The sequence below is a fragment of the Dehalococcoidia bacterium genome, from assembly GCA_035574915.1.
Taxonomy (GTDB): Bacteria; Chloroflexota; Dehalococcoidia; order DSTF01; family WHTK01; genus DATLYJ01.
In genome coordinates this window covers 12,522-30,010 of sequence record DATLYJ010000171.1, presented here as the reverse complement: position 1 = coordinate 30,010, position 17,489 = coordinate 12,522, and the positions used below count along the sequence as shown (strand labels likewise).

21 protein-coding genes and 1 tRNA gene are annotated in these 17,489 nt (G+C 66.2%); 11 read left to right on the top strand and 11 right to left on the bottom strand.

Going from position 1 to position 17,489, the window contains the following annotated elements; translation table 11 throughout:
- Positions 1–51: 51 nt before the first annotated feature.
- The 3 genes from VNN10_15420 to VNN10_15410 all read left to right on the top strand — a co-directional run bounded on the left by VNN10_15420 (position 52) and on the right by VNN10_15410 (position 2,619).
- On the top strand, positions 52–627 hold the full coding sequence (locus VNN10_15420; protein HXH23408.1) for a ferritin-like domain-containing protein: 576 nt from the start codon (positions 52–54) through the stop codon (positions 625–627).
- Between the two features lie 114 nt (positions 628–741).
- Entirely contained in the window at positions 742–930 is a 189-nt protein-coding gene (locus tag VNN10_15415) for a hypothetical protein (GenBank protein ID HXH23407.1), read from the top strand.
- 75 nt (positions 931–1,005) lie between these two features.
- On the top strand, positions 1,006–2,619 hold the full coding sequence (locus VNN10_15410) for a glycosyltransferase family 39 protein (GenBank protein ID HXH23406.1): 1,614 nt from the start codon (positions 1,006–1,008) through the stop codon (positions 2,617–2,619).
- On the opposite strand, the gene VNN10_15405 is transcribed toward VNN10_15410, so the two are convergent.
- The 4 genes from VNN10_15405 to VNN10_15390 form a co-directional block, all read right to left on the bottom strand.
- Positions 2,616–2,822 carry a hypothetical protein gene (locus VNN10_15405; protein ID HXH23405.1) on the bottom strand — a complete coding sequence of 69 codons (207 nt, stop codon included), beginning with the start codon at positions 2,820–2,822 and terminating at the stop codon, positions 2,616–2,618. The genes VNN10_15410 and VNN10_15405 overlap by 4 nt on opposite strands.
- A gap of 145 nt (positions 2,823–2,967) precedes the next feature.
- Positions 2,968–3,771 (bottom strand): cytochrome c oxidase assembly protein, encoded by an 804-nt coding sequence (locus VNN10_15400; GenBank protein ID HXH23404.1) that lies wholly within the window; start codon positions 3,769–3,771, stop codon positions 2,968–2,970.
- 11 nt (positions 3,772–3,782) lie between these two features.
- Positions 3,783–4,208 (bottom strand): hypothetical protein, encoded by a 426-nt coding sequence (locus VNN10_15395; protein HXH23403.1) that lies wholly within the window; start codon positions 4,206–4,208, stop codon positions 3,783–3,785.
- 46 nt (positions 4,209–4,254) lie between these two features.
- Positions 4,255–4,875, bottom strand: coding sequence for a cation transporter (locus VNN10_15390; GenBank protein HXH23402.1), 621 nt, complete (start codon positions 4,873–4,875; stop codon positions 4,255–4,257).
- Positions 4,876–4,938: 63 nt separating this feature from the next.
- Here VNN10_15390 and VNN10_15385 point away from each other — a divergent pair, with 63 nt between their 5' ends.
- From VNN10_15385 to VNN10_15375, 3 genes are all read left to right on the top strand, one after another.
- Positions 4,939–5,886, top strand: coding sequence for a hypothetical protein (locus VNN10_15385; GenBank protein ID HXH23401.1), 948 nt, complete (start codon positions 4,939–4,941; stop codon positions 5,884–5,886).
- Between the two features lie 47 nt (positions 5,887–5,933).
- Entirely contained in the window at positions 5,934–6,530 is a 597-nt protein-coding gene (locus tag VNN10_15380; protein HXH23400.1) for a hypothetical protein, read from the top strand.
- Between the two features lie 78 nt (positions 6,531–6,608).
- Positions 6,609–7,013 carry a YkvA family protein gene (locus VNN10_15375; GenBank protein HXH23399.1) on the top strand — a complete coding sequence of 135 codons (405 nt, stop codon included), beginning with the start codon at positions 6,609–6,611 and terminating at the stop codon, positions 7,011–7,013.
- Positions 7,014–7,048: 35 nt separating this feature from the next.
- Here VNN10_15375 and VNN10_15370 read toward each other — a convergent pair whose 3' ends face one another.
- From VNN10_15370 to coxB, 4 genes are read right to left on the bottom strand one after another with little or no spacing between them, the layout of a single operon-like run.
- Entirely contained in the window at positions 7,049–7,531 is a 483-nt protein-coding gene (locus tag VNN10_15370) for a cupredoxin domain-containing protein (protein HXH23398.1), read from the bottom strand.
- 25 nt (positions 7,532–7,556) lie between these two features.
- Positions 7,557–9,215, bottom strand: coding sequence for a cytochrome c oxidase subunit I (gene ctaD / locus VNN10_15365; GenBank protein ID HXH23397.1), 1,659 nt, complete (start codon positions 9,213–9,215; stop codon positions 7,557–7,559).
- Between the two features lie 23 nt (positions 9,216–9,238).
- Positions 9,239–9,889, bottom strand: coding sequence for a cytochrome c oxidase subunit 3 (locus VNN10_15360; GenBank protein HXH23396.1), 651 nt, complete (start codon positions 9,887–9,889; stop codon positions 9,239–9,241).
- Positions 9,890–9,936: 47 nt separating this feature from the next.
- Positions 9,937–10,782 carry a cytochrome c oxidase subunit II gene (coxB, locus tag VNN10_15355; GenBank protein ID HXH23395.1) on the bottom strand — a complete coding sequence of 282 codons (846 nt, stop codon included), beginning with the start codon at positions 10,780–10,782 and terminating at the stop codon, positions 9,937–9,939.
- A gap of 268 nt (positions 10,783–11,050) precedes the next feature.
- Here coxB and VNN10_15350 point away from each other — a divergent pair.
- From VNN10_15350 to VNN10_15330, 5 genes are all read left to right on the top strand, one after another.
- Positions 11,051–11,126: transfer RNA gene (locus VNN10_15350), tRNA-Phe, on the top strand.
- A 292-nt stretch (positions 11,127–11,418) separates the two neighbouring features.
- The gene (locus VNN10_15345; protein ID HXH23394.1) at positions 11,419–12,309 is read left to right on the top strand and encodes a PAC2 family protein; all 891 of its coding nucleotides are present in this window, start codon (positions 11,419–11,421) and stop codon (positions 12,307–12,309) included.
- Positions 12,310–12,526: 217 nt separating this feature from the next.
- Positions 12,527–12,664 carry a hypothetical protein gene (locus VNN10_15340; GenBank protein HXH23393.1) on the top strand — a complete coding sequence of 46 codons (138 nt, stop codon included), beginning with the start codon at positions 12,527–12,529 and terminating at the stop codon, positions 12,662–12,664.
- A gap of 145 nt (positions 12,665–12,809) precedes the next feature.
- Entirely contained in the window at positions 12,810–14,636 is a 1,827-nt protein-coding gene (gene aspS / locus VNN10_15335) for an aspartate--tRNA ligase (protein HXH23392.1), read from the top strand.
- A gap of 103 nt (positions 14,637–14,739) precedes the next feature.
- Positions 14,740–15,066: an NIPSNAP family protein gene (locus VNN10_15330; protein ID HXH23391.1), complete on the top strand. Its 327-nt coding sequence runs from the start codon at positions 14,740–14,742 to the stop codon at positions 15,064–15,066.
- A 75-nt stretch (positions 15,067–15,141) separates the two neighbouring features.
- On the opposite strand, the gene VNN10_15325 is transcribed toward VNN10_15330, so the two are convergent.
- The 3 genes from VNN10_15325 to VNN10_15315 all read right to left on the bottom strand — a co-directional run bounded on the left by VNN10_15325 (position 15,142) and on the right by VNN10_15315 (position 17,429).
- A complete protein-coding gene (locus VNN10_15325) occupies positions 15,142–15,801 on the bottom strand; it encodes a DsrE/DsrF/DrsH-like family protein (GenBank protein ID HXH23390.1) in 660 nt (219 codons plus the stop codon).
- A complete protein-coding gene (locus VNN10_15320; protein ID HXH23389.1) occupies positions 15,798–16,052 on the bottom strand; it encodes a sulfurtransferase TusA family protein in 255 nt (84 codons plus the stop codon). Before VNN10_15320 ends, VNN10_15325 begins: the two co-directional genes overlap by 4 nt.
- A gap of 69 nt (positions 16,053–16,121) precedes the next feature.
- Complete coding sequence (locus VNN10_15315; GenBank protein ID HXH23388.1) at positions 16,122–17,429, bottom strand: MFS transporter; 1,308 nt, start codon at positions 17,427–17,429, stop codon at positions 16,122–16,124.
- Positions 17,430–17,489: the final 60 nt, after the last annotated feature.

The following is a 17,489-nucleotide window of genomic DNA, read 5'->3' as shown; positions in this document are numbered from 1 at the left end:
AAAGCACGGATTTTGCCCCGACCGGCCGAAGTTGTTGGTGAAGGGTGGACCATGCTCAAACGGCAGCAACCAGCGACCCGGCCGCAGCCGGCGCCAGTCATCGAAGTCCTGCAGCGTCTCTGGCAGACCAAGCTCAGCACGATAGCCCTGCTGGAGAAGTGGCGGGCTGAGACCGCTGACAGCGAACTGGAGTCCGGCCTTTCCCGCCACCTCATCGACGAGCGCCGTCACGCGACGATGATCGGAGAGCAGATCAGACGCCTCGGCGGCAGGATCACCTCCGGCCCCAAAGACGCCGGTACCAGGGCCTTCGCCCAGGCGGAGGAGGCCGGAGACGACCTCCAGAGGTTGTTCGCCCTGTACCGCGGCGTGAAGCCCTACACGGTCGACAGGTGCTATCACGCCATGCCCCACGTGGACGCCTCGCTCGCCCAGGTCTTGCACAAGATAACCTTGGATGAGGAGCGCCACATTCGCTGGGCAGACGTGCGCATCCAGCGCCTGGTGACCCACGCCAACATGCGCGAATGCAACCTGATCGCTTCGCGCGTGCGCGCGGGGCTCCAGGCCGCCTGGGAGCGGCAGTGGCGCCACTTCTCGCAGATGCTCCACAGGGCCGGCGCCTGAGGCCCGCGTCAGAGGGCCTGCCACTCAACTCGGCCTAAAGTCCGAGGCCCGCATCGGGCCGCGGTTCGATTTCCCGCGCCAACCCCGCGGCTAACCTGCGCGTGGAGGTGCGAGATGATGTTCGAATCTTACATACGCGAGAAAGAGGCCGAGGCGGCCCTGAAGAGTCCTGCTCTGGCCAGGCGCGCCCAGCACCTCGCCGAGCTCGCGGCCCGGGGTAGGCTCGTGCAGACGCCATTGGCCGTGCAGGCCGCGCACCGTCGCGGTTTCGGCGGCGTGGTCCGCGCCCTCATCGCCGGCTAGGCCCGGCAGTCCGAGGACCCACGGCCTCGAGCGGCGAATACCGCCTAGGGCGCGCTGACACTACACTCCGGCGTGGTGAAGCGCACCCTGGACTACGTCCGTCGTCGAGAAGGGCCGTTCGTGGCAGCAGTGCTCGCGGCAGTCGCGCTGTTCTACGCCGCGACGACTCTGCCCAACATAGGCAACCATCCGATCGCGGGCGGCGACGAGGGCTGGATCGTATCCGCCTCGACGAAGCTGGCCGAAGAGGGCGTCTTCGGGTCAGACCTCTTCGCCGGCTTCTTCGGCGCCGACAGGCACTACTACTTCAACCTGCCCCTGCACCACCTCGTACTGGCCGGCGTCTTCGAAGTCTTCGGCGCGGGCCTGGAACAGGCGCGCCTGACGAGCGCGTTTTTCGGCGGAGCGCTGCTCCTCCTGACCTACTTGCTGGGCTCGCGGACGGCGGGGAGATGGGCCGGCGCCGGCGCGGCGGCGCTACTCGTCCTGCTGCGCTTGAACCTTACACCTTTCACCGGCCTGACCCTGACCGACCTCGGGGCGACGGTCCGCTATGACCTCGTTGCCACGCCCTTCGCGGTGGGCGCGGCCCTGGTCCTCCTTCGCAGGGGCGGCTCGCCCGGACCTGCAGATGCGGCTGGCGCCGGGATTGTCCTCGGCCTTGGCTGCCTGACGCAATTCGTCGCCGCCTTCTTCGTAGTCCCTCTAGCTCTCTTCCTGCTCACGACTCCCGCGGCTGCCCGGCGCCGCGTCCTCCACGCGGCCCTCTTCGCCGCCTGCACCGCCCTCCCGTTCGTGCCGTATTTCGTCTACGCCGCGCAAGACTGGGAGGACTTCCGCGGGCAAGCACGCACCGTCGAGCAGCGCAGCGACTTCTTCTCGCCGCAGTTCTACATCGACAACCTCGTCTCGGAGGCAGACCGCTACGACCTCGCGCTCGACATCGATACGTCCATGTCCCCGGCCGAGCTCTTCGAGCGGCCCTCGGCCCGCCTAACCCTCCTGATCGCGGGTCCGGCGGCGCTGGCCTATGCGGCGGTACGGGCACGCCGGGGCTCGGCGCCGCACAGGCTGCTCGCGTTGGTGCTCGGCTGCCTGGTGCTCGAGTTCGCCCTCTTCGAGTCCACGAAGCGCTTCGTGTACTGGGTGATCGCCGTGCCGTTCCTCTGCGTCGCCCTCGCGGAAGGGGGACGCGCCCTCCTCTCCTGGCGCCCGCCCTCGAGACCCATGGGGCGCGCGGCTTCTATCGCCGTGCTCCTGGCAGCGCTCATGGTCGCCGCCGAGGGCGCCGCCGTCGGCATCCGCAACGTCTCGGACGCGCGCAACGCGACCGTCTATGCGACGGTCGGCGACGCGGTGCGGGAGGTCGTGCCAGCGGGTTCGCGAGTCGTCACCGACAACAGGATGTGGCTTGCCCTGCCGGACCTGGAGACCCGCAGCCTCCTTCTCCTCTTCTACTGGACCAACCCGGAGATCTCGCGCGGCGAAACGACGGACATCGAGGGCGCGATGGGCCGGCTCAACGCCGACTACCTGTTACTGTCTCCGCTCACGAAGGAGATCCTCGCGAAGCTCACCCCGGCCGACAGCGAGCGCTTTCAGCGCTACCTGACGCAGAAGGGCAGGCTGGTCGCGACAGTGGCAGGGCCGCCTTACGGGCCCATTGAGGTGTACCGGTTGGAGCGCTAGACCGTCGCCGCCCTGGCCTGCTCCAGGCAGTACTTGATCTTGTCCTGCCAGTTGCCGCGGCTCCTGATCTCGCGCATGATCTCCGGCCTGCGGGCTTCGTCCAGGTTCGCGAAGAAGTTGTTGATGGCGGACTTGTCGTCGTCTGAAATCGTGCTCGCCATGATGATCCCGAGCAACTCAGGCGGAACGGCGTTCAGGTCCATATGCCCCTCCCTTGGATTCGCGAGCGTACTTTAGGCCCGCGGCTGCGGGTTGTCCATATCAAGGGTGGGAAGCACGGCGGATTCGAGGGCACGGCGGAGCGTGGCAGCGGGAAGGAGCAGGCAGCACGGGGCCGGGTGCTCCGCGCTACGCGTTCGGCGTGATGCCCAGCTCCTCACGGTCGGTAAGGAAGTAGCGGACGAATATCAGCGTGAAAGCGACGAAGCTGGCGACCTCGCCCAGGCTGCCCATGATGACACCGGCGATTTGCTGGTCCTCGAGCGCGGAGAGGCCCCAGAGCCGTGACGGCTGGTCCTGGTAGAAGTCGTAGATGATGACTTCTGACGAAAGCAGGAGCAGGGCCAGCAAGCCCATGGGGAAGCCGCTAACGAAGAGGTACAGCAGGCGCGCGCCCGGGCCCGCCGTCGAGAGCTCCGGGTAGGGAGCGACGATCGGCCACCAGAAGAGTAGGCCGGTGGCCATGAAGGCCACATGCATCGCTACGTGCACGTTCAGGTCCGTGAGCGCCGCCTCATAGATGGGCGGGATGTGCCAGAGCCACATGTTCAGGATGAACGCGGCCGCCGCCACGAAGGGCATGGTCAGGAGAGCCGCTGCCTTGAAGCCAGGGCTGCCCTGCGGAAGGAGCCAGCGCAGCGTTTGAGCCGGGATGCCGAGCAGCACCAGCGGCGGACCGATGCTGGTGAGGAACACGTGCTGCAGCATGTGCATGGAGAGCAGGCGGTCGGAAGCGGCGTCCAGCGGGGAGAGCAGCGCAGCCAGCATCAGGCCGCCGCCGGCCAGGAAGGCAGCGGGCCGCCAGGCCTCGAAGGGCGCGCCCGCGTGGCGGAGGCCTGCCACGTACAGCCCCAGGACCACGAAAGCGATGCCCACGGCGGTGGGCTCGAAGTGCCAGGCACTCCAGGTGACCGGGTGCCCAGAGTGCAACACCGGAGGCATCGTCAGCGCCCCGGCTTCCAGCCGCCCTGGAGGTCGAGCGTCTGGCGTATGACTTCGATACGCCGTCGGCTGAGGATGTTCAGGGCCGCGCCCGCGGCGCCCACAAGCGGCGATATCAGGCCGCCGACCAGGATGATTACGCCGGCCGTGCGGCTCTCGTCCGTTTGGGTGAGCAGGAACCAACCACCGACGGCGGCGGCGAGCCCGAAATGGAACAGCAGCAGGAAGACCATCATCGGCAGCTCGAGCTGGGCACTGCGCTCGACCGGCGACCGGAGCTCAGGGACGGCCCGGCCCAGGGACTGGGCCTCGCGAAAGAGCTCGCTCCAGCAACTCTTGTGGAGCCAGCCCTTGCCGTAAAGGCCGGCGCTCGACCAGTCGTCAATCTCTCGCCGGCAGCGGTCGCATCTAGGGGGCCACTGCATCATCTTCCGTTCCCATTATGAGGAGCAGACGGCCTAGCCGCACGGAGTGTCAGTCGACGCAGCAAAGCTCGCGTCGCGTCACGGCCTCCCAGCCCTCGCGCGTAATGAGGCCGACCATGACCAGCGCCGCAACGGGGTCCGCCCACCACCAGCCGAGGGCCGCGTTCGCAGCCAGACCAATGAGGAGCGCTGCGGAGAGATAGCTGCATACGAGCGTCTCCCGTGACTCGGCCTCCAGGGCGCGGCTCCCGATCTTGTGAGCTATGTCGTGCTTCATGCGCGATAGCACCGGCATGGCGACCACGGAGGCGGCAGCGATGCCGATGCCAAGGTACGACTCGTCGGGCTCCGACTGCGTCACGAGGTCGTAGACGGCGCGGCCAGCCACGTAGGCGGCGAGAGCGAGCATCGTGAAGCCGACGAAGACCGCCAGCCGGCCCTCCCAGGCGGCCTGCCGGTCACCGTCCCGGCGCAGGAGGTGCACCAGCACGACCACGCTGGCGCTCACCTCGATGGCGCTGTCCGCCCCGAAACCCACGAGAGCCACACTCCCTGCCAGGACTCCCGCCCCGATGGAGAGAGCGCCCTCGAGAAGGTTGTAGGCGATCCCGAAGGCCTCCAGGACAACACCCCGTCTCTCGAGGCGCCTCACTTCGACGATCGCGGCCACGTCTCGAGGCTAGCCCCGGCCGGCAGTCGCCGCAAGGATGGGCGTGCTAACATGCTTGTGGCCATGTTCACAAAGTCCCTCCTCGCCGTGGCGACTCTTTTCGCCCTTCTTGCCGCTGCTTGCGGCAACGGTGACCGCGAGGACCCAAACGTCATCGTCATCGACGGCCAGCCTGACTTCATCCCGGTCATCGCGGCGTCGGAGCAAGTCGTCGGGACGAACCGGTTCGTGGTCGGCATCCTCGACAAGAACAACGTCCCGGTGGTGGACGCAAAGGTGCGCCTGAAGTTCTTCGACATCAGCGGCGCCACGGCCGTCCAGAAATTTGAGGCGGAAGCGAAGTCGGTAGTCCCGGCCCGGGACGCGGGCATTGCCGAGCAGGTCATCCATACTCACTCGGACGGCACGCAGCATGTCCACATCAACGCGGGCGAGGATGTCGGGGTGTACGTCACGACGGTAACCTTCGACCGCGCCGGGAACTGGGGCGTAGAGGTGAGCGTCGACTCCTCGAAGCCGAAGCTGAAGGGCTCGCAGCGCATCTCATTCAACGTGATCGAGCGCTCGGTAACGCCGCCTGTCGGCTCGCCGGCGCCTCGCAGCCGCAATCTGACCCTCGGCGACGTCTCGGAGATCACGGAGATCGATTCCGCGACGAACCCCCTGCCCGAGTTCCACATGACCACCATCGCCGACGCCATCGAGAGAGGGCGGCCGGCGCTCGTGCTGTTCGCCGTGCCCGGCTTCTGCGACAGCCGCTTCTGCGGACCCGAATACGAGATCATGAAGAAGCTGCACTCGCAGTACCGTGACAGGCTGGAATTCATCCATGTCGAGTTCTACAAGACCCCGGGAAGCCCGGAGAGGGTCCCCGCGGACGCCGTGCGGGAGTGGGGCCTCCGCAGCGAGCCGTGGTTCTTTCTCATTGACGCGCAGGGCCTCATCGCGGCAAAGTTTGAGGGCCCAACCAGCCTGGCAGAGCTGGAGGAAGCCATCCGCAGGCTGGGCTAAGGGCCTCGGCGCAAGAGTCGGAACGCGAGAGCCGGTGGACCGGGAAAATGCCGGGCCTTGACCTGTCGCAAGTCCCCTTGGTGCTCCTCCACCTGTCCGCGGAGCACGCGCACTGGTATATCGTGCGCCCCGCGGAGTCTCACCACACCTTCGGCTCCGGGTTTGTCCTGCTCGGTTCGCTCATGGTTGCCGAAAGGCTATCGGGCAGAGTCTGGTTCCGGAGCACTCTTCGGACCCTGATCTTCCCTGTGACCCTCGTCCTGCTGGGTTGGGGGATGCTGACCGTGACAGTCGTCGAACCGGACGCCCGCATCGCCCACTTCGCCATGGGACTGCCCATGGTGATAGGCGGCTGGAGCGAATACCGCTACCGGCGAGGGGAGATACCGCGCGCCTACGCAGACGCGTTCATCATCCCGGCGTTGCTCTTCGCGGCCGTCGACACCGCCCTCTTTCACCTCGACGGACCGCCGACAAGCGGCGGCTTTCTGACGCACGCGGCGCTGGCGTTGACCGCCGCTGTCCTCGCGGCGCTGCGCCTTCACGAATCGGCCAACCCGGCATCCCTCGCCCGGGGCCTGCTCTTGTGCGCCGGGGTCTTCCTGGTGTCGCTGGAGCTCTACGCGGACGCCCTCTTCCTCTAGCGTGCGGCGCCTGAAACGCCCTGGGACGTGCAGCCGTGACACGGCGCGGCGTTGGCCCGCCGAAGGGACCGCGCGCGCATGCCGCTGATAGAGCCGCTGGTCTGGATCCCGCTTGCGGCGGTTGCTCTCACAATCGCGGTGCTCGTGGCGGTGCGCCTGTCCTGGCGGCGCACCAGCATGGAGGACCGACAGCTCCTCAAGCGCATCGGCGGGCTGCCACTGCGTCCCAAACTGCGCCTCGCCCGGGCCATCCTGAGTGACAGGCGCATACCGGTCGCCGTCCGCATCCTGCCCGTGGCCCTCGTCCTCTACCTCGCGATGCCTCTGGACATCGTGCCCGACTTTATCCCCGTCCTCGGGCAGCTGGATGACGCGCTCGTGGTGCTCGTCGGCGTGGCGCTGCTACTGCGCTTCGCCCGCCGCGAGGTGCTGGCCGAGCATGTCGCGGCGCTCGAAGGCGCGGACGGCGAAAAGGCCGGCTAGACGGCCCGGGCCCGCCTGCCGGGAAACGGCCGGCCCTACTGGACCGTAAACGTCCCGGTCATGGTGTCCGGGTGCACGTCGCAGCGGAAGAAGTAGCTGCCGCGCGCCGGCGTCGTGAAAGTCAGGTCACGCGTCGCCGGGCCGGCGAAGAGTTCACCGACTGAGTCGGGGGTGAGGCGCTGTGTCGCCTGGCGGTTGCGGTAGAAAGCGATGTTGTGGAGCACGCCCGAGTCCTCGTTGGTGAGGCGCACGGTGATCCTCGTGTTTGCGGGGGCGGTCAGGGTCCGCTTGTCGAAGAGGAGGTTTCGCGCCGTGATGGTCAGGACCGTACCGCCGGGTTCAGGGCTGCCGCCTGCGCTGGGAGTGCCCGCCGGCTGCGTCGCCGCGGGCGGCGGCGCCGCGCCAAACACCTCTTTCCCCGAGTCAGCGCCCCAGAAGGAGCCTCCGATGACTCCGGCGAACACCAGCGCCAGCGGGACGAGAGAGAAGACGAAGATCTGCCAGGGCTTGATGTTCACGCTTTCGTCCTAGCTCCTCTCTCCTCTAGTGCGCCGCCGCGCCAGGGCGGTAGGACATCCGGCCTGCCCGGGCGTCGAATGCCGGGCGCTCGCTGTGGACTGGCGGCAGCGAGTCGAAGTTGTGCTCCGGCGGCGGCGACGTCGTCATCCACTCGAGCGTATTGCCCTCCCACGGGTCGTCGCCCGCCGTCTTCGGCGCGGACGCCAGGGTCTTGAAGAAGTTGTAGAGGAAGAAGAGGAGTGAGACAGCGATGATGAAGGCGCCTACGGTGGAGACGAGGTTCCACCACTCCCAGCCATGGCCGCTCTCGTAGGTCGCGATGCGCCGGGGCATGCCCATCAGGCCAAGGACGTGCATGGGCATGAAGGCAAGGTTCATGCCGACGAACATGAGCCAGAAGTGGGTCTTGCCCAGCGTCTCGTCCAGGAACTTGCCGGTCATCTTCGGGAACCAGTAGTAGATGCCGGCGAAGACGCCGAACACAGCCCCGCCGAAGAGCACGTAGTGGATGTGGCTCACGACCCAGTAGGTGTCGTTGATGGCGTAGTCGACGGGCACGACGGCGTGGAAGACGCCGTCGACGCCGCCGATCAGGAACAGGAAGAGGAAGCCAATGGCGAAGTACATCGGCGTCTTGAAGACCAGGCTCCCGTACCACATCGTGCCGAGCCAGTTGAACATCTTCACGCCGGACGGGACGGCGATCATCATCGTCGTGAACATGGTCACGGTGGTTAGCGGGATGCTGAGGCCGGTCGCAAACATGTGGTGCATCCAAACGCAGAATCCCAGGATGCCGATGGCAGCGCCCGCGTAGGCGACGGCCTTGTAGCCGAAGAGCGGCTTGCGAGAGAAGACGGGCAGTACCTCGGAGACGATGCCCATGGCGGGCAGGATCATGATGTAAACCGCCGGGTGGCTGTAGAACCAGAACAATTGCTGGTACAGCAGCGGGTTCCCTCCCTCGCGCGGGTCGAAGAAGTGCGTCCCCAGGTTGCGGTCGAAGAAGAGCATCGTCAGCACGCTGGCGAGGACCGGTGTCGCGAAGACGACCAGGACGGAAGTAACGACGATCATCCAGACGAAGATCGGCATGCGCGCAGGCGTCATGCCGGGGGCGCGCATGGTCATCGTCGTCACCAGGAAGTTGATGCCGCCGCCCACCGAGGAGATACCGAGAATCTGGACGCCGAGGATCCAGAGGTCAGTGCCGTGGCCCGGCGAGAAGGTGCGCAGCGTCATCGGCGCGTACTCGGTCCAGCCGCTCTTGGCCGCCCCGCCCTCGACGAAGAAGGAGCTGAACATGAAGATGGCAGCCAGCGGGATAAGCCAGAGGCTGAGGGCGTTGATCCGCGGGTAGGCCATGTCCTTCGCGCCGATCATCAGGGGCAGGAGGTAGTTACCGAATCCAGCCCCCACGGGGATCACGAACAGGAAGAGCATGGTGGAGGCGTGCATAGTGAAGAACTGGTTGTATGCGTCCTTCGAGAACACCTCCGTGTTCGACCAGACCAACTGTGTACGGACGAGAAGGGCCAGGATGCCGCCGATGAGCATGAAGAAGATCGTGAAGAGCAGGTACATGATCCCGATCTTCTTGTGGTCGGTAGTCAGCACCCATTCGAGGATCCCGGTGTAGTGCCTCGGGTGATGGGTTGGTCTTGCTATCGCGCCGGTGGCCATGAGCTACCTCTCGTGCGGGCCGATTACTTGTTGACCAGATAGATGATGACGAAGAGCAGCACCCACACCACGTCGACGAAGTGCCAGTAGAGCATCGCCGCATCGGCGAAGAGGTGGCGCCTCGGCGTGAAGTCGCCCCAGAGGGCCCGGACCAGGACAACCCAGAGCATCGCCAGGCCGGCGATCACGTGGGCGCCGTGGAACCCGGTGAGGATGTAGAAGGTGCTGCCGTATACGCCGGACTTTGCCGTGAGGCCCTCGTCGAACAGGGTGAGCCACTCGTAGGCCTGCCCGGCGATGAAGATCGTGCCCAGCAGGATGGCGAGGGATATGCCGAGGATGAGGCCCTTGCGGCTGCCCGTCTGGAGGACGAATCCGTATGTCCCCGAACGCAGCGCCACGATGCCCGCATGGCCGAGGAGCCCGCTAGTGATCAGTACCACGGTGAGGAGAGCCCCGACGGCCGTGCCGGGCGTGTGCTCGATGCCCTCGGGCGGCCAGGTGTCCGCCTGGTTGACGATGTAGAAGTAGCCGGCAAAAAGGCCGCCGAAGAGCATTATTTCGGAGGCGATGAAGAAGACCATCCCGGCCATGCCCCGGCTCATTCCCTGGGCGTGCTCGTGCGCGGCCCCGTCCGGGGCGTGGCCATGGGCAACGGCGGCGTGTGTCGTCATAGTCCCGTCCTGCCTGCCAAGCAATCAGTCGTAGGAAGGTGCAAGCCTTAGTCCCTGTCCGCGCTTGCGGTCGGATTAGTGGTCTCCAGGCCCTGGGCGCGGCGTTGCTCGTTGAGCCAGCTCTGGAATTCGGACGGCGTCCGCGCGTCGACTACGAAGAGCATGTCGGCGTGGCGCAGGCCGCAGAACTGGTAGCACTGGCCGCTGTAAGTCCCTTCCTTGCCGCTCTTCACAGTGAAGTGAAGCTCGTTGACGTTGCCGGGGATGGCCTGGAGCTTATAGAGCGATCGCGGCCAGTAAAAGCTGTGCACGACGTCCGTCGAACGCACGTAGGCCTTCACCTTCTGCCCGGTAGGGACCACCAGCGCGGGCGGCTTCAGGTCATCGTAGTTCGGCGGCGTGCGCTGCACCCGGACGTTGTTCGGGGACGCACAGTCGCCGTTCGTGCAGTACACGAACTCCCACCACCACTGGTGCGCGACCACCTCGATGACCAGGTCGGCCTCGTCGTCGGAGGGCGGGGTCTTGAGGTCGATCATGACGACGAGCGAAGGGATGAAGAGGGCGACCAGGATGCCGACGGGGATGACCGTCCAGAGAAGCTCAAGCCGGCTGCTGCCGTGGATCTGCTGCGGCAGCTCCTTGCTCCGCTGGCGAAAGCGGAAGATGGCGTAAATGATCCCCGCCGTGACGGCGAAGTAGATGACCATCGAAATGGCCAGGGTCGCCTGGTAGAGGTTCCAGATGTGTTCGCTCTCTTCAGTGACGCCTCTGGGAAGGTTGAGGACGGTGAAGGAGCTGTAGAGGACGAGGGCAGCGAGGACTACGATGAGGACGAGCGCTACAATGAGTTGGCCGGAAGGGCGGTTTGTGTCGCCTGCCGGTGTGGTCATCAGGTCTTCCTCCCTGCCCCTGCGGCAGTCGCAGCATAGTTACGGCCTCGAGTTTGTGTCAAGCGTCACGAGGTGCGCCGGAGGCCTGTCGCGAATCTGAGCGGGGCCGCCCGCGGCGGGCGCCGCCGGCGCACGAGGCCGGCGCAGGAGTCCGGCCCCCCCGCGCTCCAGGAGAGGCCTCCCAGGTGTATAGGATGTCCTGGTCCCCGCACACCACGAGTTTGACTGGCGGAGACGCGTTTTCCTATAGTGGATTATCCCTCGCTATGCCAAGGTAGCTCAGTCGGTAGAGCACAGCTCTGAAAAAGCTGGGGTCGCCGGTTCGATTCCGGCCCTTGGCACCAGCCCCATTGGCATAGTCTGGCGGCCGGATATACGCGGCCCTCGTTAGTCGGGCAGGGCGTGCGGGTGCCGCTCGGCTCCCTCAGCATCACGGTCCCTCGGGCGATGCTCGGTTTCGAGCAGTCTGGCGCGAGACCGGCGATTCCCGGAATGTCCGCCGTCCGCCAGTCGTGTATCCAGGCAATCTGACGCTCCCACGGGCATGGCCCGCGTTCCCTCGAAATGTCCGCATGCGCGAAAGTGCTAGAATCAAAAGTGACGTGGCCTGAGACACTATCAAAGGAGGCCACCTGGATGACCCCGCTTCGCATCGTCGACTCACCCGACCTCCGCGAGCCCGTCATGATCGCCGCCTTCACCGGCTGGTCGGACGCCGGCGCCGCGGCTTCCGCCGCCGCTGCCTACCTCGCCGACCGCTGGCGCACGCCCCTGCTCGCCGAAATCGACCCCGAGGAGTTCTACGACTTCACGGCGCTACGGCCGACAGTCCGCTGGGTTGGTGAGGTCCGTGAGCTGGAGTGGCCGGAGAACAAGTTCTACTACCACCGCCTGCCGGAAAAAGACCTCATCGTGCTCGTTGGCGTGGAACCGCACCTGAAGTGGAAGACCTACCTGGGGTGCATCATGGAAGTGCTTGAGCGGTTCAAGGTCAGCACCGTGATCACGCTGGGCGCCATGTTCGTAGACTTCCCCCACACGCGACCCGTACGGATAACCGGCACGGCCCCGACCGACGAGATGGCCGCGAGGGCCGGCATCGTCAATCGCGCCCGCACCGGGCGCTACCAGGGCCCAACCGGGATCAGCGGCGTACTCACTACGGAGCTGCGCGCCCGCAACATCCCTGTCGGGTCTCTCTGGGCGAACGTCCCCCACTACGTCTCAGCGACGCCGAACCCGACGGCTTCGCTCGCGCTGCTGCAGGCGCTGGGAGCGATGCTGGAGGTCCAGATCCCGCTCGGGCGCATGATCCGCGCCTCCGCCGCCTTCCGGACACAGCTGGAGGAGGCGACCTCCAAGAACGCCGAGGTCTCCGAGTACGTCCGCGCTCTCGAGGAGCGCCTGGACGCCATCGAGGCGCAGGCCGAGAGTGAGAACGAGGCCGCGCCTGAGCTCCCCCCGGCGGAGAGCATCCTGCAGGACGTGGAGGAGTTCTTCCGCCGCGGCCGCGACCAGCGACCCTAGCTCCGTCCGCCTTCAGACCGGCCGCCGGCCCGCCAACTGACCCCGCGTGGCGATGGCCCCGAAAGACCGTTGCGGCTTCGGGACCACCGCGTTCACTCTAGGCCGCGGGGGCTTGCTCCCGGATAACAGCGCGCCGGAGGGGCGGCAGTTGCATCCGGGACGAAATTTGACCGCCGTCCGGACCGATACCTATAGTAAGAAAGCCCTGGAGGTCCGATTGAAGAAGGTATCGCTGATAGCGCTTATGGCCGGCCTGGCGTTCTGGATGATGAAGCGCAGCCGGCAGGAGCAGCAAGAGCCTGAGCAGGAGATGGCGATGGTGGCCGTCTCCGATACCAGCCCGAGTGAGGGGTAGATCGCCCCTCGCCAGTCCTTCCTGTGGAGGATCCGGGCGAGTCTGAACGGATAGCGGTTCGATAGTCTCGAGGGGCCCTTCCTGGAAGGGCCCCTCGCTTTGAGTACCCAGGGCCGCCTCGAAGGCGGCAGGCAGGGAGGCAACGATGCTGAAGACCCACTATTGCGGCGAGCTACGGGCTGAGCATGCCGGCACGAAGGTGACACTGGCCGGCTGGGTGCACCGCCGCCGCGACCACGGCGGGCTCATTTTCCTGGACCTGCGCGACAGCACCGGCATCGTGCAGGTGGTGGTCAACCCCCGGACGTCGGCCGCCGCGCACGCTGCCGCGGCCGAGGTCCGGAACGAGTACGTGGTACAGGTCGCCGGGGAGGTCACACGCCGGCGCCCGGGGACCGAAAACGCGAGCCTGCCGACTGGCGCCATCGAAGTGGCGGCGGCCGAGGTGACCGTCCTCAACCCCTCGCGCACACCGCCCTTCTACATCAACGAGGAAGTGCCCGTGGAGGACACTCTCCGCCTCAAGTACCGTTACCTGGACCTGCGCCGCGAGCGCATGCACGCGAACCTGGTCCTGCGGCACCGCATTGTGGCCGAGATCCGGCGCTTTCTGGGCGAGCGCGGGTTCATCGAGATCGAGACGCCGAACCTGGCGAACCCGACGCCGGAGGGTGCCCGCGACTACCTGGTGCCGAGCCGGATCTATCCCGGCAACTTCTACGCCCTACCGCAGTCGCCCCAGCAGTTCAAGCAGCTGCTGATGGTGGCAGGCTTCGAGCGCTACTTCCAGATCGCGCGCTGCTTCCGCGACGAAGATTTGCGCGCTGACCGTCAGCCCGAGTTCACCCAGCTCGACCTGGAAATGAGCTTCGTGACCCAGGAGGACGTGCTCGATCTGATCGAGGAGCTCTACCTGAGCATCGCCAGGACGGTCCGGCCTGACCTGAACGTGCCCGCCCCCTTCCCGCGCCTGACTTACGAGGAGTGCATGCGCCGCTTCGGCTCCGACAAACCAGACCTGCGCTACGGCCTGGAGCTGGTGGACTTCACGGACCTCTGCGCCGGCACCGAGTTCGCCGTCTTCAAGAGCGCCGTGGAGAGCGGCGGCTCGATCGAGGGGATCTGTGTCCCGGGTGGCGCCCAGTTCAGCCGCCGCGAGATCGACGAACTCACGGAGACCGTGAGGCAACTGGGCGCCAAGGGGCTCGTGTCCGTGGCCTTCCTGGCGAACCCGGCGAGCGCGACGGAAGACCAGGTGCGGTCGCCGGTGCTCCGGCACCTCGGCCTCGAGACCGCGCGCCGGCTGGCGGCGCGCGCCGGCGCCGGCATGGGCGACCTGCTGCTTATCGTGGCCGGCGTTGGCGGCATCGGCATGAAAGAGCCGGGCTCGGTGCACCGCGTAAAGCCGGCGCTGGACGCCCTCCGCCGGGCGCTGGCCGCGAAGCTCAACCTTGCGGACCCGAACACGCTGCGGTTCTTCTTCGTCGTAGACGTGCCGCTGGTGGAGTGGAACGAAGACGAAAAGCGCTGGGACGCCACCCATCACCTGTTCACATCGGTGAAGGAGGAGGATCTGCCACTCCTGGACGTCGACCCCGGGAAGGCGCGCAGCAACGCCTATGACCTGGGCTGCAACGGCTTCGAGATCGCCAGCGGCAGCATCCGGATCCACGACCGGGCGCAGCAGGAGCGCATCTTCCGCCTGCTGGGGATCGACCCGGAGGAAGCGCGGATCCGCTTCGGCCACATGCTGGAGGCATTCGAGTTCGGCGCGCCGCCCCACGGGGGGATCGCGCCAGGGATCGACCGGACCGTGGCAGTATTCGCCGGCGAGACCGACATCCGCGAGGTAATCGCCTTCCCGAAGACCAAGAGCGGCTCTGACCCGATGACCGGCGCGCCCTCGCCGGCAGACCCGGCGTTGCTCGAGACACTCCATCTAAAGGTCGTGTACCCCGAGAAGAAGGCGTAACCGGCCAGCCTCCGGCAGCCGGGAGCGCTAGCGCGGAGGACGAACAGCGCCGAGCGTGCCGCTAGAATGCGCGTCAAACACTCTGGAGGAGACAGCGCCGCGCATGATCTACGAGTTGCGTATCTACACAGTCCACCCGGGGAAGATGGGGGCCCTGCAGGCGCGCTTTCGCGAGCACACCTGCAAGCTGTTCGAGAAGCATGGCATCAAGAATGTCGGCTACTGGACGAACGCCATCGGCGGGCGCAGCGACGAGCTGTGGTACATGGTGGCGTACGAAGACCTCGGCGCGAGGCAGAAGGCCTGGGCTTCGTTCGCCGCCGACCCCGAATGGCAGCGAGTGCGGGCCGAGTCAGAGAAGGACGGCCCCATCGTGCACCATATCGAGAACCGGATCATGGCGCCGACCAACTTTTCGCCCCTGGGATAGCGGTATTGGGCAGAGACTCAGGAAGCAGGGTAGAAGGACGCCGTCAGGCTAATCCGGAACCCTGCTTCCAGCCTCCTAAACGAATAGACTGACGTCGGCGTCCGCCGCGAAGTCGAGGAAAGCAGCGGCGCCGCCGATTTCCATGCCGTCCATGATGTCCTCGGCGCTCACTTTCATCACGCCCATCGTCGTGGAGCAGGCGATCATCTTCACGCCGGTCATGCGGCAGACGTCGATCAGCTCGTCGATGCTTGGCATGCGCGCCGCGTCCATCCAGCCCTTCATCATCCTGGTCGCCATCGCCGTCATCCCGGGGATGGCGCCTACCAGGTTCGGCACCGGCACGGGCATCGCCGGGTTGCCAACGGGCGCGACCTGGAGGTGCTTGTTGCGCTTTTTGTTGATGATGTCGAGCCCGTAGAACGTGAAGAAGACGCCGACCTCCCAACCCATCGAGCCGGCCGTCGATGCCAGGATCAGGGGGGGATAGGCCATGTCCAGCGTGCCCTTGGAGGCCACGAGTGCCAGCCGCCGGCGCTTCCGTTCCGGCTTCGCAGTGGACTTCGCGGCTGTCAGCGCCGTCAGGTTCGACTCCACCAGCTCGGCGAACTTGCGCGCAACGATTTCCTCGACGCGGGCTTCGAGCGCCGGGTCCAGCGAGGTCGGCGCGTCGGGTTTCGCGCGCGGCCGCGCTGTCCTGCCCGTACTGCCGTTTCCGGAACCCTGTGCTGTCATGAAGCTCCCTCCGCGGTCTTACGGAAGTAGAACTCGAAGACGCCGGCGCCCTCGACCGACTGCAGCAGCTCGTGGCCCGTGTTGCGCGCGAACGCGGGCATGTCCTGGACGCTCGCCGGGTCGGTGGCAAGCACCTTGATTACCTTGCCGGCATCGATCTTGTCGATCTCCTGGCGTAGGCGGACGACGGGCATCGGACACAAGGTACCGCGGCAGTCAAGGACGTAGTCGGCGAAGGGATGGTCGTTCAAGGCGGCACCTCCTTAACGTACGCACACAGCTCTCAGGAAAAATGTTAGCAGAGCGCTTCCAACGGACCCTTAACGCACCCGCCGCACTTCCTCGGACCGGCTCAGCACCAACCCGAGCACCAGTGCCATGCTGCCCACGAGAGAGAAGAGGACCCTTATGTCGATAGCTGAGGCGAGGATGCCCATGAGGAGGAAGCCCGGCGGCCGTACTCCCAGCGTGGCGGTGTAGTACGTCGCTGATATTCGGCCGCGCTCATCGTCAGTGGTCGCGCCCTGAAGGAGCGTGGTCTGGCAGACATTCAGGGTGCCTATGGCAACGCCCGCCAGTGCCATGGCGACGAAGGGCGGCCAAGGGGTGGGCGGCCAGGGGGCGGCCGTTACCACGACGCCGAGAACGAGGACGGCGCCGATGGTTATGCGACCCAGGCCGAAGCGGCGTGAGTTTGCCGGCGCGGTGAGGGAGCCGGCGATCAGGCCGACGAGCAGGCCGGCCACCAACAGGGCGAAGTAATCCGGGCCCGCCTTCTTGACATTCACCACAAACAGCGGCAGCAGCACCTCGATCGGCGCAATCATCACGTTAAGGGCGAAGCCGATGAGGATCGCGACCTTCAGGAGGTGGGTCTGCATGATCCGCTTCAGCCCTGCCGCCGTCTCGTCGACTACGCCAATGGCTGCCTGCATGAAGCCGAGAGACGCCTGGGGCTCGGTGCGCGGCTGCCGGTAGCCGATCCAGGTCACGGTCGCGGCCGAAATCAGGAAGCTCGCGCCGTCGACCAGCATGAGCGCGGCCGGACCGATGAGGTCGATCATTACGCCGCCCACCACGGGCGCGACCATGAAGCCGACGTGCCGCGACACCTCCATGAGTGAGTTCGCGGAGCGCAGGTGCGCTGGAGATACCAGGTTCGGCATCAAGGCAGCGCGCGCCGGGTTGAAGAAGTTCGCCAGCGTGCTGCTGAGGAAGATGACCGCGTACAGATGGAGGGGCGTCAGGGCATCGAAGTAGTAGATGGCGCCGACAGAGAAGAAGGCCAGCGCCCTGATCGTGTCGACGACGATTATGGTCATGCGCCGGTCCCAGCGGTCGACGAATACGCCACCGACGAGGCCGAAGAGGAGCATCGGCAGGAACTGCACGAAGAAGGCGAGGCCGAGCTGGAAGGCCGAGCCCGTGAGCTCCAGGACCAACCAGGGCAGGGCGAGCTGAATCAGGCCGTTGCCGATCTCCGAGGCGAACTGCCCGGAAAACAGCATGGCGAAGTCGTGCGTCGAGAGCGCGCCAAGGAAACCCGACCTGGCGAGGATGACGGAGAGGCGGGACGGTGGCTTCAGTGGTGGCGCTTCGACGGCCGGAGGGTCCTCTACGGCCGGCATCCTCAAGAGATCACCGGCGCTACGCCAGAGTTCTCACCGGGCCCTGGTAACCACCTGACG

What these genes read in the sequence shown, in the direction of transcription:
- VNN10_15380 (HXH23400.1), top strand. Translation starts at nt 5,934, where the DNA reads ATGCCGGGCCTTGACCTGTCGCAAGTCCCCTTGGTGCTCCTCCACCTG.
- ctaD (HXH23397.1), bottom strand. Translation starts at nt 9,215, where the DNA reads ATGGCCACCGGCGCGATAGCAAGACCAACCCATCACCCGAGGCACTAC.
- VNN10_15420 (HXH23408.1), top strand. Translation starts at nt 52, where the DNA reads ATGCTCAAACGGCAGCAACCAGCGACCCGGCCGCAGCCGGCGCCAGTC.
- VNN10_15395 (HXH23403.1), bottom strand. Translation starts at nt 4,208, where the DNA reads ATGATGCAGTGGCCCCCTAGATGCGACCGCTGCCGGCGAGAGATTGAC.
- VNN10_15345 (HXH23394.1), top strand. Translation starts at nt 11,419, where the DNA reads ATGACCCCGCTTCGCATCGTCGACTCACCCGACCTCCGCGAGCCCGTC.
- VNN10_15330 (HXH23391.1), top strand. Translation starts at nt 14,740, where the DNA reads ATGATCTACGAGTTGCGTATCTACACAGTCCACCCGGGGAAGATGGGG.
- VNN10_15405 (HXH23405.1), bottom strand. Translation starts at nt 2,822, where the DNA reads ATGGACCTGAACGCCGTTCCGCCTGAGTTGCTCGGGATCATCATGGCG.
- VNN10_15360 (HXH23396.1), bottom strand. Translation starts at nt 9,889, where the DNA reads ATGACGACACACGCCGCCGTTGCCCATGGCCACGCCCCGGACGGGGCC.
- VNN10_15375 (HXH23399.1), top strand. Translation starts at nt 6,609, where the DNA reads ATGCCGCTGATAGAGCCGCTGGTCTGGATCCCGCTTGCGGCGGTTGCT.
- coxB (HXH23395.1), bottom strand. Translation starts at nt 10,782, where the DNA reads ATGACCACACCGGCAGGCGACACAAACCGCCCTTCCGGCCAACTCATT.
- VNN10_15315 (HXH23388.1), bottom strand. Translation starts at nt 17,429, where the DNA reads ATGCCGGCCGTAGAGGACCCTCCGGCCGTCGAAGCGCCACCACTGAAG.
- VNN10_15325 (HXH23390.1), bottom strand. Translation starts at nt 15,801, where the DNA reads ATGACAGCACAGGGTTCCGGAAACGGCAGTACGGGCAGGACAGCGCGG.
- VNN10_15385 (HXH23401.1), top strand. Translation starts at nt 4,939, where the DNA reads ATGTTCACAAAGTCCCTCCTCGCCGTGGCGACTCTTTTCGCCCTTCTT.
- aspS (HXH23392.1), top strand. Translation starts at nt 12,810, where the DNA reads ATGCTGAAGACCCACTATTGCGGCGAGCTACGGGCTGAGCATGCCGGC.
- VNN10_15415 (HXH23407.1), top strand. Translation starts at nt 742, where the DNA reads ATGATGTTCGAATCTTACATACGCGAGAAAGAGGCCGAGGCGGCCCTG.